General features: G+C 43.3%; 12 protein-coding genes and 1 pseudogene. 1 reads left to right on the forward strand and 12 read right to left on the reverse strand.

Annotated elements, in window-relative coordinates; all coding sequences use genetic code 11:
• Window positions 1-343: 343 nt before the first annotated feature.
• Together ACFX4L_RS15045 and ACFX4L_RS15050 are read right to left on the reverse strand one after the other, a co-directional pair.
• Window positions 344-1,408 carry an ABC transporter ATP-binding protein gene (locus ACFX4L_RS15045; RefSeq protein WP_377405550.1) on the reverse strand — a complete coding sequence of 355 codons (1,065 nt, stop codon included), beginning with the start codon at window positions 1,406-1,408 and terminating at the stop codon, window positions 344-346.
• Between the two features lie 15 nt (window positions 1,409-1,423).
• Window positions 1,424-1,815: pseudogene (locus ACFX4L_RS15050) on the reverse strand (ABC transporter permease); the annotation flags it as partial.
• Between the two features lie 55 nt (window positions 1,816-1,870).
• Between ACFX4L_RS15050 and ACFX4L_RS15055 the strand changes: the two are divergent.
• Entirely contained in the window at window positions 1,871-2,479 is a 609-nt protein-coding gene (locus ACFX4L_RS15055; protein ID WP_377384431.1) for a MurR/RpiR family transcriptional regulator, read from the forward strand.
• A 275-nt stretch (window positions 2,480-2,754) separates the two neighbouring features.
• Here the strand turns inward: ACFX4L_RS15055 and ACFX4L_RS15060 are convergent, their stop codons facing one another.
• The 10 genes from ACFX4L_RS15060 to ACFX4L_RS15105 form a co-directional block, all read right to left on the reverse strand.
• Window positions 2,755-3,204, reverse strand: a complete 450-nt coding sequence (locus ACFX4L_RS15060; RefSeq protein WP_377384433.1) for a YfmQ family protein — start codon at window positions 3,202-3,204, stop codon at window positions 2,755-2,757.
• Between the two features lie 527 nt (window positions 3,205-3,731).
• On the reverse strand, window positions 3,732-3,926 hold the full coding sequence (locus ACFX4L_RS15065; protein ID WP_061464872.1) for a hypothetical protein: 195 nt from the start codon (window positions 3,924-3,926) through the stop codon (window positions 3,732-3,734).
• Window positions 3,927-4,564: 638 nt separating this feature from the next.
• A complete protein-coding gene (gene pdxR, locus ACFX4L_RS15070; RefSeq protein ID WP_377384435.1) occupies window positions 4,565-5,995 on the reverse strand; it encodes a MocR-like pyridoxine biosynthesis transcription factor PdxR in 1,431 nt (476 codons plus the stop codon).
• A 246-nt stretch (window positions 5,996-6,241) separates the two neighbouring features.
• The gene (locus ACFX4L_RS15075; RefSeq protein WP_377384437.1) at window positions 6,242-7,813 is read right to left on the reverse strand and encodes a SagB family peptide dehydrogenase; all 1,572 of its coding nucleotides are present in this window, start codon (window positions 7,811-7,813) and stop codon (window positions 6,242-6,244) included.
• A 23-nt stretch (window positions 7,814-7,836) separates the two neighbouring features.
• Window positions 7,837-9,780: a TOMM precursor leader peptide-binding protein gene (locus ACFX4L_RS15080; RefSeq protein ID WP_377384439.1), complete on the reverse strand. Its 1,944-nt coding sequence runs from the start codon at window positions 9,778-9,780 to the stop codon at window positions 7,837-7,839.
• Window positions 9,777-11,726, reverse strand: a complete 1,950-nt coding sequence (locus ACFX4L_RS15085) for a putative thiazole-containing bacteriocin maturation protein (protein ID WP_377405552.1) — start codon at window positions 11,724-11,726, stop codon at window positions 9,777-9,779. Before ACFX4L_RS15085 ends, ACFX4L_RS15080 begins: the two co-directional genes overlap by 4 nt.
• Window positions 11,727-11,874: 148 nt before the next feature.
• Window positions 11,875-12,216 (reverse strand): heterocycloanthracin/sonorensin family bacteriocin, encoded by a 342-nt coding sequence (locus ACFX4L_RS15090; protein ID WP_377405554.1) that lies wholly within the window; start codon window positions 12,214-12,216, stop codon window positions 11,875-11,877.
• 284 nt (window positions 12,217-12,500) lie between these two features.
• Window positions 12,501-13,796, reverse strand: a complete 1,296-nt coding sequence (locus ACFX4L_RS15095; protein WP_377384443.1) for a uracil/xanthine transporter — start codon at window positions 13,794-13,796, stop codon at window positions 12,501-12,503.
• 634 nt (window positions 13,797-14,430) lie between these two features.
• A complete protein-coding gene (locus ACFX4L_RS15100; RefSeq protein WP_377384445.1) occupies window positions 14,431-14,628 on the reverse strand; it encodes a hypothetical protein in 198 nt (65 codons plus the stop codon).
• A gap of 49 nt (window positions 14,629-14,677) precedes the next feature.
• A complete protein-coding gene (locus ACFX4L_RS15105) occupies window positions 14,678-15,265 on the reverse strand; it encodes an NAD(P)H-dependent oxidoreductase (RefSeq protein ID WP_061464905.1) in 588 nt (195 codons plus the stop codon).
• Window positions 15,266-15,287 lie beyond the last annotated feature (22 nt).

Below are 15,287 nucleotides of genomic sequence, written 5' to 3' on the forward strand. Positions count from 1 at the left end.
TGCTTTGGTACTCATCATTGCGTCCCATCATAGAAATCCCTCCAATAAAAAACCTGCATAGAATAAATTCTATACAGTTTTCAAAAATCCTTTTAGATTGTCAACAGCCCCTATTCTCCCCTTCTACCCTAGTTAAAAGTGCAGCTGACATTTGACGAAAAGGCTTCCTGCAATAAACCATTTTAATTAGCTCAAATTTCTATTGAATAGCATTCGTTAGAATACGGGATTAAGCGTCATCACTCATTATGAGAGGGACCATTTTCCTTTCATTCACGTTGATCAGTCCATGACTTAAGAAGTGATCGAATACTTGAACATTCGCATAACCTACCCTCCTAAGCTAGTCAATAAGCACCATCTGGTTTTTCGGAATTTCTAGGATGATTTCCTGACCCGTCCGGTAGGATTCCGTCATTTCCTTGTTCACAGTGAAATCCCCTATCACGGTTTCAATGACATATTGATAGCTTTTTCCCAGATACGTACTCACCTTGACTCGGCCAGTTAAACTATTTTCCAGAACCGCTCCAGCATTATCTTTTTCCCTGATCATCAGATCGTCCGGCCTGATAGCACCTATTTTTCCAGTTGAATTGGTCATCTGTGCATCCTTGTGCAGCACAAATGAGTAGCCTTGCTTGTTCAGTTCAATTTTATCTATATGATTCGTACGCTTATCGAATTCAATGAAGTTCTTGAAGCCGATGAAGTCTGCGACAAATTTGGTTTCAGGATATTTGTAAATGGTCGCAGGATCACTAAGCTGCTCGATGATCCCATTATTCATGATCGCTACCTGGTCGGATATCGAAAAGCATTCTTCCTGGTCATGGGAAACATATACCGTTGTAATCCCCAGCTCTTGTTGGATGCGGCGAATCTTGACTCTCATTTTCACCCTTAAGTTCGCATCAAGATTACTCAATGGCTCGTCAAATAATAGGATGTCCGGTTCAATCACCAGCGCCCTGGCAATCGCAACCCGCTGCTTTTGCCCTCCTGAAAGCTCTTTGGGATATCTCTTTTCAAATCCTTTTAAATTGACGATTTCGAGCACATTCATTACTTTATTTTCAATTTCACTTATGGAATTCTTTCTCAGGCGAAGTCCGAATGCAATATTTTCGAATATCGACAAATGCGGAAATAATGCATAGTTTTGGAACACAAAGCCAAAATTCCGCTTGTTAACAGGCACTTTCGTATAGTCCTTTTCCTTAAATAAAAACCTCCCTTCGTTCGCTTTTAAAAGCCCCGCAATTAAACGCAGGGTCGTCGTTTTCCCACAGCCGCTCGGGCCAAGAAGGGATACTAATTTCCCTTTTTCAATCTCAAGATTGAAATCCTTTAATATATTCTGTTTGTTATATGCTACAGATATATCTTGTAAAGTGAACAAAGCCATCCATCATTACCTCCTTTATCGTTTTGTGAAATAAGACAAGCCCATGAGCCGTTCTGGTAGGATCAAAGTTGTTTTCTACATACATCAGCATCTGAATCGGAAACGTACTCACCCCAGCCCCTGTCATATAAACGGAAATGTCTACATTATTGAATTCTAAGAAGGCGGTCATTGCTGCCCAGAATTCCTGATTTTATATTCGGTAGGACGACTTTAAAGAAAGTGCGCTCCAAGGCTTTCAGCTGCTTCTTCAATGAAAAAGTCAAAATTTGATCCGCTTGGAATCACACGGATGATGAACAGCGGCATGATAATAGTATGTCCTACAAACAGAGCCCATAAATCGGAAGCTGATAAGCCCCCACAATATAACGTGAAAACGCAAAGCCCAGCACAATTCCCGGTACCCAGAAATTAGCCTTTTCTGGGTTCAATGAGTTCAGGCATGAGTTAAAAAGGTTCGTGGATCTCCGAAATACACCGAAAAATATGAAGAACATCAAGCAGGTGGATTATTTCGCTAAACTGTATCAAGATCACTTAGGCATCATTGATAATACCTTTCACATAACCACATATGACAACATCCAAAAAGCTGTTTCTTTCCTTACACAGGCAAATAAGATCCATGTATATGGAATAGGGAGTTCAGGTATAGCGGCCCAGGAGTTCAAGTCAAAGTTTTTCCGAATCGGCTTAACTGTTGAAGCTATTTCAGATCCCCATCAGTCAATGATGGATGCAGCTTTAAGTAACGAGAATAGTGTTGTCATCGGCATTTCCATTTCCGGAACAACGAAAGAAGTGATTTCTGCAGTTAAAATCGCAAAGAAGCAAGGTTCACGCATCTTGGTCTTTACTGGGGATAAGAATTCCGAGCTCTCACAGCTTGGCGATATATCGCTATTGGTCACAAGCAAGAAAAGCATGCATATGGGACAAAACATCTCTCCATTGCTACCGCTGCTATTACTTTTTGATTTAATATACACAGAGTTGGTTGCTAAAGATTATAAAAACAGGATAAGCATCAGGGAAAAAACTTTAAAGGTATTAACCGAGAGGGACTGACTTTTGGCCGCGTTAAAAAGTACATTGACTTACCAATACACTAATTATACAAAATCCATTTTTCGACTACATACAATTATAATTACCTAAAATATGGATTAACCCTTATTATATTCTTATAAAAGCGACTCCCCCACAGCGCCCGTACAACCACAGCCTGACCGAAAGTCATTTTCGTTATTCATCATATAAAAAAACTGCACCTCCAATTGTTAGACCGTGTCTAACAATTGGGGTGCAGTTCATTTAGAAACAGTCTTTTTTTTATGTTCCTTTTAAACTAATTTCCTTATTACCGGCATGGAACGTTCTTGGAGGCTCTCGGAAAGCAGACTATACGAAACTATTTTCTTTTTGTACTGTTTGACTACATCTACGTGGTCGTTGTAAATGTACACAAATAACCTAACATCCTTTTTGCCTCTTTTAGTATCAATGACTAATGGAGTCCCACTGTTTTCTGGATTTAAAAACAAATGCTCGTTCCCTGGGAATATATGATTCTTTTTCAAAAATATCGCTTTGTTGAAATAATTAATAACTTGAATTTTGTCTTCACCTTCCAAGCGTTTTCCGCCAATGGTTATGATGGCATTCGCGTCACTAAGTTCTGAATGAAGTTTAAATTTGCTGATAATCCAATTCACTGTATCGGTTGGAAGACAGGTAACTAATAGTTTTAGCAAGCCTAAGATAATTGTCAAAATCAAAACAGGCAATGTCATATTTCATCATCTCCGCTACGTTATAATTTAAGGCTGTTTTCGCATACTTTGCTGCTATTTACCAAGTAATGTGGTGTGGTTGATTTCCCCTTCAGATGCTCGCTTTCCGCGGGGCGGGCGGTGAGCCTCCTCGGCGTAAACGCCTGTGGGATCTCACCTGTCCCGCTGCTCCCGCAGGAGTCTCGCACTTCCACTCCAATCAACCTTAAATAGTCTCGGTTTAAAAACAACAATCTGAACGAAAAGAGCCTAATTTAAAGTTTAATTGAAAGAGGCGGTCAGTTTTTCTTTGAAGTGACCGTTCTATTACCGTGTTTCTTGTTCACCCAGCTTGCAAAGGTGATTTTTTCACGTATTAATCAGATTCTTTCGTTCACATTTCCGCCACATATGTGAACAAATTCACAATTTCCCACAAATAGAGATATGTTTAGTAAATCACTCGTACACAACATGACCTTTATACAATTAAGCCAATATTTCCATGCATTTTGATATACTATTATAATAATCATTCACGTGGTATCTTAGGCTAATTTTATTACGAAGTAGATGATGCCTACAGTTAATACTAGGGCAAGACCAATATAAATATAACTAAGGTTCAACAAATTCCCTCTCGTTGCTGCAGAATAATCACTATCACTCTTCCCCGTTAACGAAAGGGTACCAACCAGAGCAACTAAACTAATGGCTACTACTAATATTACACTTATCGTCATGATTCAACGCCTCCCAATATTATTATCTATTTCCTTGAACCATTTCAAATTATTCCGATTCTTATCGTATATCGTAGTGTAACTGCATAAAAAACCGTTCCTAATTTAAACATATCAAAATTAAATGGTCAGGTAGATCGCTCTTCTTGTTTACTGAGTAAATATATTAGAAAAAGCCTACTTCTCTATAATAAAAGAACAACCAATTTTAGGACCATCCAATCAAGGGAAATTTCCACCATCCACTTGTTGAATTCTTTCGTTAATATAGAAAGAAAAGTGCTGAACGCCTCTGAAGGAAGGGCTAAGATACCACGTCTTGTGGAACTCCGACCTAACTTGCAGACAAAAAAGAATCATGACTTTGGTCATGATTCCAGTTTGTAGCCAAAAGGAGTTCGGAAAACGTACTTTCATCAAAGAATGTTCCTGAACCACCTCGGGTATGGTTTCTATCTAAAGTTTATAAATGGTTGATTGGAGCGGGTGTACGAGACTCCCGCAGGGAAAGCGCGTCTAGGGGAGACCCCGCAGGCGGACCGTCCACGGAAAGCGAGTTCCTGGAGCGGAAATCAACATCTATAGTCTGGAAGCAGGGATACATCATGATTCTCTTTCCTGAATATCAAAGCATATGATTATAAACTTTTTACAGCCTCTGCAAACCTTTTGATGCCTTCGTGAATGGACTCCTCATTTTCCCTTGCAAAAGTAAAGCGTACATATTCCTTATTAGTACCTAATGTTGAACCAGGAACGTATATGACTCCTCTTTTGATAGATTCCTCCAATAACTTTATTTCGTTCAATGGCACCTTCAGCTTACACCACAAATGAATACCACCATTTGGCGAATAGTACTCAACTTTGTTATTCAGAAAGTGTTGAAGACTTGATACCATTGCATCCCTTCTTTTTTCTAGCTGCCCTCTTAAATAGGTAATATGGGTAGGGAAATGCTCTGATTCAAGAAAATCGTTTGCTATCCATTGAGTGAATGAGCCATGACCGAAGTCAACCTGTTGCTTTGCATCAGACAGTCGCTCTATAACTGGTTTCGGTCCGATTATCCAGCCAATTCTTAAGCCAGAAGCAACTATTTTTGACAAAGAGCTTATATATAACACATTTCCGTTGTTGTCCATCGATTTAAGAGTAGAGATTTTTTCCCCAGAAAAGGAAGTTAAACTATAAGGATCGTCTTCTACAATCGGTATTCCATATTCGGATGAAAGCTCTAGTATCCTTTTACGACGGTTGATATGAAGTACAGTTCCTGTTGGGTTTTGAAAAACAGGGTTCAAGAATATCATCCTGATTCGATGTTTTTTATGTAGTGCTAGTAACTCCTCTGGGTTGATGCCATCCTTATCGACCGGTAAAAGAAAAGTCCTTAGTCCTGCTGATTGAAAAATGGGAAGGTTGTAACTGTATGATGGATCTTCCAATACAACGGCATCGCCCGGCTTTAACAAGCATTGGACAACGAGATGTATGGCTTGTTGTGCACCAGAGGTAATTAGTATGGATGATGGATGGGTATCAATTTTTCTATATTGTTTAACATGATTAGTAATTGTGCCCCTTAAAACTGCATTGCCCTGGGGGTGATCATAACCTAAACTACCAATAAAGGACCTATTCGAAGTGATTTCACGTAAGGATTGGACCGGAAATAAGTCTTCCGATAACTCCCCGCTTGCTAAGTTTATAAGATTATTTCCTTCCGTTTCTTTACGTATTCTTTGGGTTACCGGCAAATTGGGTAAAAATGAACCAGCTTCGATATATCTATTCCAACTAGGCATACGTTTCCTGTTGATTCCCCATATATCCTTGCTGATCATCGTTCCGCTTCCTTTTTTTCGTTCAACTAACCCATTTGCTTCCAATTCATCATAAGCTGCTACAACTGTACTTCTGTTAACCCCCAGTTCATGTGCCAAGAAGCGCTCAGAAGGTAACGGCTTATCTAGTAAAAATGTTCCATCAGCAATACCACTCTCAATATAACCAGCAATTTGTTTATATAAAGGCTCCTTGGATTTTCTATCCGTTCTCCATTCCATAAGCTACATCCTTTAAATTGGTTTTGTTAAAAGCGTTCCAAATTATTAACTTTATTATCTATTTATTCATTCCCTTAAATGGTAAAACCTTTTATATCAGTATAATCCTCGGCCGGGATTATTGCACACTTAGGATGGAAGCTGTAACGTTTTTAAAGTTCCAGTTTTTTGTTAATAATTATTTTTTCCTCATTAAATAAAAACGGCCTTCATTCTTTAAAAGGAATGAAGGCTATCGTTACATTTTTAACTATGCAAACTTCCCTTCAGCCAGGGACGATTCCGATAATGGCCGATAGGGATTTGGATCAGGCTCGTTTTTCCTTGAGGACCACCACCGAAATTGTAAAGATCATCACACATTTTCACATCAAAGCCGAGCAGCGGGTGCCCGTTCATTCCGAGGGCTGACGAAGCTAGCAGTAATTTCTGAACGAGCATCCCCGCCTCCATTTGCTGGATGCGGTATCCTCTATATCCAAGTTGCGTTTTGGAATGGTCCCGCTCGCCAACTACATGTATGCAGATTGGCACTTGCTGAAAATTCATGATATCGAGGGACATTCCGTATTGCAATCGGAGCCGCTGATCTCCCGATTGTATCTGTTGCAATGTATGTGTCGTGCTGTCGTAATGGTATGCACCATCTTGTATGTCTTCCACATTATACAAACAAGCATATAATGAAACGCGATGTTCATCGTTCCCGTTTTTTCCATCCAAGTCATTTCGATAGGAGAACGAGGCGGTTGCCTCCTGCAGGAGAGAAGCCAGCTGCCATTGACTGACTTTCCCGAGTGCGAAGTCCATTTCAGGTGAAAACCGCTTCCGGCAAACTGATGCCAAGTCATAGGACAGCCGCTTCACGATAGGAAGGGCTACAATATGTCCTTCGGATTTAGTCCCATTCTTCGGACTGATCCGCCGGAATGATTGGGTGGATTCGATCATGGATGCTGCATTCAGTTTAGTCAGCATCGGAAATTCCCTGATTCTTTGCGACCGAACATAGTGTTCAGGCTGAATGCCCGTCAATTCCGGCAATAATTCTGTCGAAGTGACAGGTCCGTTACCATTACTTTCATCAGCACACCAAAATTTGGTGTCTGCCGATAAGGGGATCACCGCATATGTGCTCTCTTCCTCATCCGAAAGCCCAAGAAGGTGATTGATAGCCCGATCAAGGAATTGGAAGCACACCCCAGCGGCGATTCCAAACCGTTTCGCCACTTCGAGCAACTGTCCAAGAAGCACGCCTGCATCCAGCCCTTGCAGACGATATGAAAAGTTATTATATTTGTAGAAGTTTTTCCAAAACATCGTCGATACAAAAACCGTGCCAAAGCATGCGGACATATCAAAGTTTTCACCAAGAGCTTTTGTTATATATGAATCAAAATTCCCTTCCCGCAGCAATACCAGCCGGTGGTGTGCCGCATCATAATGGTATACACCAGCAGGTAATCCCTCCATCTTCAAGTACACGTACAATTCGCTTGGATACAAAGCTCCCCCTGATGGCGGAAAACGCCGGAATGACTGCATGAGGTCCTCAGATTCCGAGGAGCTCGATACCTGACTAACTTGGGTCAGGCCATATGCATACCAGAGGAAATGACCGATTCCTTTAAGGTCCTGTTTTGAAGGCCCGCTGCAACCCTCCAGCGTCAGCGGCACCTCCAGTGATAGCGGAAAAACAGGCAAGTCACGGTAAAGCTTATACGTCAGCGGTGCATCATCCCAATCCACTTCCCAATCCGGCGGACTTGCCTTTTCGATATCAAAATGCAAATTGTGCAAAAATGCTTCTAGACTCATCCTCCAACCTCCTAAATCACCGCTTATGGAAAAGGATGCGGATGCGGATTGAGCTGTTCGAATTCAAGCCGCCGTTCAGCATATCCAAGTTCCATCGGAACCCTCAGTATTCTCTCAAGCCCCGTTATGCGGGTAAGATGATGGCCGAATGTCATCGGCAGCATCCCCGGTATCAGCACTTTCACGCAATGTAATCCATTTCGTGCAATTTCAGGTGTCGTCTGATCCACCACAATCACCTCGAGTTGCAATCGGCGAAACTCCTGAAGAATGTCCTGCAGATCATCGGTCAAGTCCGCATGCTTTGGCATTTGCTTGAATTCTTCATCAAACGTCCGCATTGGACGGTCATCATCCAGCAGAAACTGCAGTCGCTCTTCCGCTTCCGGCAAACCGTACAGCATGCCATGATCATCCATTTTCCGTACCAGTGAAGAATCATGCAGCATTTTCTCAACCTCATCCAGATTCTCTTCCAAATTAACGTCAAGTGTCAGCATCATGCCAGCCAACTCAAAGACCGCGCTTTTCACGGCCCGGATCGGGTCCAGATGGGCCCCTGCCGCACATATGATATTCAATCCTTTTTGTTTCCTGTTTTTAGCCAACGCCCATACGCTCGGGATACCATGTTCCATGGTCGAATTAAACAAATGGATATCATACCCTGCTGCCGCCCTCGCCCTGTCAATCATCAATTCCAGTTCTTTATCATTTGCAGAATAAGGGTCAAGACGTGTGAGCGGCAGCTGCGCATACCAGGTCAGAAGAAACGAATCACGTTCGACCACTTCCATGATGCCGTAGAAAATGGCCTCCTCCAAACTCCCCCCTAAAGCACAGCCATTGGAAGTTTCATAGACAAACCCATGACCGCAGCCCAAGCTGTAATAGGAAAGCAATTCCGGGACCAAGATCGGCCGCTCTTGCAAAAATGAGTGGCCCCATACCCAATCTATCGAGCGGTCAGGATTAAACGGTTGAAACGGGAAATCCCGCTGTGCATAATTTTCCTTCGAGTGTACCCCTATCCTGATCGGATCGAGCGCAAATTCCTTAAGGTTGTTGTAACTGTCATGTATGACTGTCCGTTTGCCGCGGGGCTCCATACCGCAATACCTTTCCAATCCCTCCAATATCGCCGTCATCTCACTGGCCGCATATGAGAGAGTACGGCCTGCCGCCCCCTCATCTCCTATGAATAAAGGCAAATTAACACTTACATCGGCAAATGGTGGCACAAGGTCGATCATTTTATTATTCAAGAAACCTGTGCGATGGTCCAAGTAATCCTTGGCCAGAACTTCATTCAGTTCTTCCATTGAACGGGTACGGTAACTGTCGGGACTGATTTTCGGGCTTGGCTGTAACGTAATCCTGGCACGCTCCTTCGAGTCATCAGGTAATGTTGAGCAAACCAGACACAATGGGTCTGGTAAAAATGAGTGCCACGAGCCATTCAGCGTTTTCAAGTTGATGATTGATACACGCCCTTCCGAACAGGCGCGTTCTCCTTTCATCGCCTTCCTTACCTCTGCACAAATCAAGTGGGCCATCTGTAAAAGGCCTGTGCGTGATGCAGCCGCATCACGATCCATCCCCCCATTTTTCTCCAGCTGTTTGCGGATTTCCCACATTTCTTTTCGATCACGCCCAGCCATGAGATGCCTTTGGTCCGCACATTGTGAGCAGCCAGGAACATCCGGGTGCACCAACGGACCTATCACTCCCTCTCCAAATGAAACGAACCCCCGCAGCCATGGAATGCCCGCTTGCCTTATCACCTCTTCCGCCTTTAAATGGACAGCTGGATTCCAGGCATCTTGCAGCAGAAGGACCATAGCCGTCGTTTGCGGTATTCCTGCCTCGAAATCGGTTTGGCGATTCACCTGATATTGGCCGGACAGGTCCCCATGAACATGGTCGGCCAGCACTCCTTCCCCGACAACCAATACGTCAGTTTTCACCCTGATTCCTCCTCTCGCAAAAGCACCCCAAACACTCCTGCCATTTCTTCCTTCAAGAAAGTTTCCAGTTCTAATTCGAAAACGAAGATTCGCTTCTTATTCTTCTTCAAGACTTGAATGGCGGACTTTAATATCTCGGAATCCCCCGTCACCCCGCACGAAGGAATCACAAGATTCAAGGGTATTTCTTCCTTAAGAACAGGCGATGCCACTAAATCTGGAGCTGTGAGGCAAACGGTCTGATTTTGGACTTTCATAACCGCCTTTTGCAACGCGTTCCGTAATGCGATCGTTACATTCAAACCGACAGCTCCGGACCAGCCGTCGCTCGTTCCTGCCCAAACTACCGGGAAACCAGACACTTCCTCACCCAACGCGATGATCGGATCTCCTTGCAGCCGGGTCAGCGCTTGTAAATAATACCGGCAGCGTTCATCATCCACCTCTGCCAACTGCACTGCCACAAGATTCTCCTGGTTGAGCTCCTTATTTCCAAACTCTGTATCCAAACTGCTTTGCAACCCACGGCATACACATTCAGCAAATGTTTCCCCTGCTCCGATACCGACGACCGACTCCTTTATATCTTCTGCCCCCTGAAGCGGTGTAAGAGTCGGTACGAGCTGGCTGAGTGTTCGGGATACATATGCTTCAACTCCTGAAAGACCGGATTCCCTTCTCGCTTCCTCATGCGTCAGATCTGAACGGATGATTTCGGGCAGCAGTTCGGCCGGACCGGACGACAGCGGATCAACAACCTGAACTCGGCATTGGGCCAACGGCAGCTGTTTTAAATCTCCCTCATCCCAACGATGAAAGATCCCGGATTCCGAGGATGTCAATCGGCTGAAATACATAAACACCTTCCCCGGCTTACTCGGTTCCGATTTCTGTTCGAGCCGCTGATCAAAATCTTCAATCCATGCAGCAGTCCCCTTTCCCGTCACTCCCGGGTGGGGAATGAATGGATGCCACTTTCCCTCCATTGTATCCATATCCAACAGATAAAAATGATTGGCTTGTTCTGCTGTCGTAACGCCTGTAGCCTCTTTAAACCATTCGAATACCATTATATTGGCCAACATCGCTCCGGCTGTCGCGGAAAAGGAAGATGGTGCCTGATTCTTTTCCAGCACAGCTTGATGTAAACGATGCCAAGCAGACTCCCAACACCCCTTGGAATCCGGATGGACAAGCGGACCAGCCATGCCTACTCGATTGATGATCAATGCAGGAAACAGGATCTTTTTCCCTTGCCTGCAAACCGAATGAAGTTCTCTTAACTCCTCTATATCACCCTCTTGTGACACATATAAAATCGTGTCAAAAGGCTGCACGATTTCCTGCCATTCAATCTCTTCTCCCTTTTCAAGCACGACCTCCCCTATGGAAACCTCGTCGTCCGTCTTACGCGCATGCGCCACGATTTCATTCAATCTTTTTCTATTGGTCGGTACTGTGTCCGTAATGAAGATTTGGAATGCGGGCAATCCGGATTCCAACAGCGAGGACACCAATGAAAGGAACAATGGGCCAGAGCCTATGGCCAACGCCTTTTTCTTTCGATAAGTTTCAAAACGGTAAGCCCCGGAATCGCCGCAGCTTTCCAGGAACTCGATTTGTGAAGCATACCTTTCAAGTACTTGATTCCTCAATTGATAGGGACTGTCCTGACTTACATCCCGTACAAACCCATTGCCGTACAAAACCTCGGCAATTTCCATCACCCTGTTCCGGTATGGGCCAGGCAATCCATCCGTCAACTCGCTCAATGTATGGTTTCCGTTGAACATCGGTAATAGCTTTTCAATCCACTGGACGATCGAGCCGCCCTCCATACGGAACGAACTTATGTTATTCCTGAAATACACACCTCTATTCGGTTCCGGAAGAAAAAACGTATCTCTCTTCACTTTCAAACGCATAGAAGGGGTCAAATTCACCATTCCGCTCCTCCTAACCCGATGCATTTTAAGTGCTGCTATTAGCACAGCACTTCACTTTAATCCTATGTACAACAATTTGTCCCTTATGTCTAATGCTATAAAGAAAAGTCCCTGCACATGCAGGGACTTCCTTTAGAAACCTGGATATTTAACCGCCGCAACGTCCGCAACGACCGCCGCAACCTCCGCAACGGAACCCACAACCTCCGCAACCTCCGCAACGACCGAACCCACAGCCCCCAATAAAGCAACCAAGGCAACCAAAACAACCAAAACCGAAACCTATGAGTCGGGAATCGTCAGAATACCCTTGCTGGAACTGGCTTTGATCCCAAGGAACTGGCTGAGTCACCTGGAAATCATCGACATACAGGTTTTGCAATTGATTTTGAAATTCATACATATTATATAACCTCCGTTTATTATTTATAAGGTAGTGCTTAGAACAGGAAATCTGAACGAAATGGTCAGGGAATTGATACCACGTCAAATACTTCCTCCAACAAAATATGTAAGGGGAGTGGGTATTGCTACTGAAGAAAAAGCCTATTTTCACCAAATACCCATTCACGACGAATACCTGATTACCATTAAAATACAAATAAAAAAAAACAGAAAACCAGAAGGTTACATCCTTCTGGCTTTCATGCACACCTCTTTAAATTAAGGTTCTTACAAGTCACTTGCCTTTTCCTTTTCGTTATTTCAATGGAGGATCATTTATGTATAGCCATATCGATCGGTCGTCAGGATATGCTTAAATGGAAAGTCACCTTAATTCTGCAGTTGTTCATAACGCTTCCAGTTTACTGATTTCTCCAGCACGATAGATATCAATACACCCATTATGAGCCCATTAGTCAAAAAGGGCTGTAAAAGCGTGGGAACGCCCGAAAATGCATTAGGCAAGATATTCATCAAACTCACTCCGATCAATACTGGTACGGCAAGCCTGAATATCGTGTCTGAAGTAAAATGCTGACCCTTGACGCTGTTGAAAGCCGTGCCAAACAGTTGAAGGTAAGCGACGAACAATACAGCATTCCCGACTGTTATGGGCATGGTGGCCAGGAAAGAGATAAAAGGAGGAATGAGTCCGATTATGGTCAACAGCATGCCTCCAAATAAGAACGGCCTCCTCTCATAGATTTGAGTACTTTGCAAAAATCCAATGGATGAAGTAAAAGGTGTATACGGAACAAGGCCAAGCACAGGGGCGAAAATGGTAAAACCGCCAGTCATGAATAAAGAATTTCGATACTGCTTGTGGTCAGCTTCATCCCCCATTAACTCGGATGCAGCTTGAATGGAAGCGAACGTATTACACAAATTCAGTAATCCTGCAAAAAAAGAAATCGCTATTATCCCGAATTCCAGGTTTGGAACACCTAATGGGAAAAATGAAAAAGAGGCACTCGCCGACCCCATTTCTCCCCCAGTCTCTGGAAATAGCAGCGAGTAAAAAATCCAACCCACTATTATCCCGATCAAAATGGAGAAATTGCTAATGGTCCTTGGTCCTTTTATCTTTAATATACTTACTAAAAAGACAATCCCCAATGACAGGATACTGACCGGGATGTTAATTTCCCCATCCTCCGTGATCCCGAGCATCCCCTTAAAAAAGACAAAAATGAGCTGGAACGTCAGAAGGAATAAGTAAACGGTCATGACCATGGGAGTGAAAATCTTCTGGACATAAGAAATCAGGTTGAAGGCAGAAATAATGATGGTCACTACACCAGCTGCAATGAGGCCAGTCGCTATTCCCCCTCCTATTTCAGCATAACCGAGCCCTATGGATGGTGCAGATAACCCTAAATTCAACATCACTCCCCACAGTAGTCCGGAGTGCCCTTCCATAATTGGATACTTATGTCCCTTCCACCCCTGAATCACGCAAGCGATCCCGGTGAAAATGAGCGAGCTTCTCATGGTCATTTCTGTAACATTTGGAGGAAGATCAAAAGCTGCGCCAATCGATATTGGCACTACTACCGTATTTGCAAAAATAAAAAACAACCATTGAAAAGAAGAAAATAGAGTCACAGAAGATCTCCACCTTTTCATAGATTCCATCTCCTTTGAACATGATACTTTTTAAAGATCATGGTGAATACTTGGTTCGATTGCCTTTCCCTTGAACAAAGGCGAAAGGACAACACCCATGTTAATGACTGCCGTCCATCATGCCGGAATATAGGTGCAGATCCCACGCAAAATAACAGAGCTTACCATTAATATAACAAACGCTGTAGCTCCCTGCTAATTTGTTGGCTGGACTCGATTACGGACAAGCGGAAGCCAAACCCTTTATAAAAGGAGCATTGTTAACCAGTCCTTTTTTGAATCGAATTGTCCATTTAGTATATTGGGCAATAACGATAATGACATGGGATGGAAATCCTTAACAAAGGATAGCGAAAAATTACTTCCTCAGCAAATAACGCCAGTAAGTAAAAGCACACGGGAGCAGACACGGCAGACAGCCTGTTTTGCTAGACTTTCAAAACCCAAAGAAAAAGGAAATCCGGAAGTATCCAGAGATCCTTAGGTTAGTCTTACAACTCTATTGACTGCTTTTGTTTATACAGTGAACCGGAAACTAAATTCCCCTTGTTATCGTATTCAGCAAAGGGAAAGTCGCTGATTTCATACCGATAAGCGCGGTCCTGGCCATCGTTGCCTCATACATCATCAAGCCTTATGTAAGTGAATTCCAAAGCATCTGGTTAAGTGGATTAGCTTCATTGACGATCATAGTGATTTGTATGATCCTTACCTTCATCAAGAACAAATGGAGATTCGCAAAAGCAAAACTGCACTGATTAAGAAGGCGGATCATTGGAACAGGTGCAATAACCAAGTGAATACCATAGCCCCATTCAGTATGAGGATCCATACATGAATGGGGCTCCTCTACTAATCCCGAAATAGCGAAAACGGTATTCTTAGCTTGCCACCTTTCTGAAATACCGATAAACCTTTTCTAGCTTTTGGGTTTGTTTCCCCTTTGGGCTTTCCATATTACCGAATTCGAAAAACTTCACTTTTTTGATTCCGACAAAATTGAATAACGCTCTTTTCATCAATATTTTATGCGCATCATTCAACCAGAGAAGCGGATACTTTGCAGGTCCCTTCATCGTTGATACACATACGACCGACTTTCCTTTAAGAAGGCCTTCTGGGAACAATCCCTTTTTATCCCTGTAGGCGAAATTCGAAGAAAATAATTGATCAATGTATCCCATCAGCATTGCGGGAGGCCTCCCCCACCAGATTGGATAAACAAAGACAATCTTATCGGCCCAAGTAATTTGATTTCTATATTTTTCAAGCTGAGGATCACGATGCATATCACGCCTTCGTTTATGCTCATTGAACTCCAAGAGCGGATTAAAGCCCTCTTCATATAAATCCAAGACCTGCAGCCCCTTTATGTGGGTGTTCTCCTTACTTCCCTTGATGACTTTTTGTAAAAAGGCATAGCTTAAACTTTCATGATTTGGATATGTGTAAATGACCAGCATGTTCATGACGTACCCCCCTATTTACTTA

The sequence above is a fragment of the Peribacillus sp. YIM B13482 genome (genome assembly GCF_042787975.1).
Lineage (GTDB): Bacteria > Bacillota > Bacilli > Bacillales > DSM-1321 > Peribacillus > Peribacillus simplex_A.

Excerpts from the sequence above, each read along its gene's own strand:
- ACFX4L_RS15065 (WP_061464872.1), bottom strand. The coding sequence starts at position 3,926 with ATGACGATAAGTGTAATATTAGTAGTAGCCATTAGTTTAGTTGCTCTG.
- ACFX4L_RS15060 (WP_377384433.1), bottom strand. The coding sequence starts at position 3,204 with ATGACATTGCCTGTTTTGATTTTGACAATTATCTTAGGCTTGCTAAAA.
- ACFX4L_RS15100 (WP_377384445.1), bottom strand. The coding sequence starts at position 14,628 with ATGGATCCTCATACTGAATGGGGCTATGGTATTCACTTGGTTATTGCA.
- ACFX4L_RS15105 (WP_061464905.1), bottom strand. The coding sequence starts at position 15,265 with ATGAACATGCTGGTCATTTACACATATCCAAATCATGAAAGTTTAAGC.
- ACFX4L_RS15085 (WP_377405552.1), bottom strand. The coding sequence starts at position 11,726 with ATGGTGAATTTGACCCCTTCTATGCGTTTGAAAGTGAAGAGAGATACG.
- ACFX4L_RS15045 (WP_377405550.1), bottom strand. The coding sequence starts at position 1,408 with ATGGCTTTGTTCACTTTACAAGATATATCTGTAGCATATAACAAACAG.
- ACFX4L_RS15095 (WP_377384443.1), bottom strand. The coding sequence starts at position 13,796 with ATGAAAAGGTGGAGATCTTCTGTGACTCTATTTTCTTCTTTTCAATGG.
- pdxR (WP_377384435.1), bottom strand. The coding sequence starts at position 5,995 with ATGGAATGGAGAACGGATAGAAAATCCAAGGAGCCTTTATATAAACAA.
- ACFX4L_RS15075 (WP_377384437.1), bottom strand. The coding sequence starts at position 7,813 with ATGAGTCTAGAAGCATTTTTGCACAATTTGCATTTTGATATCGAAAAG.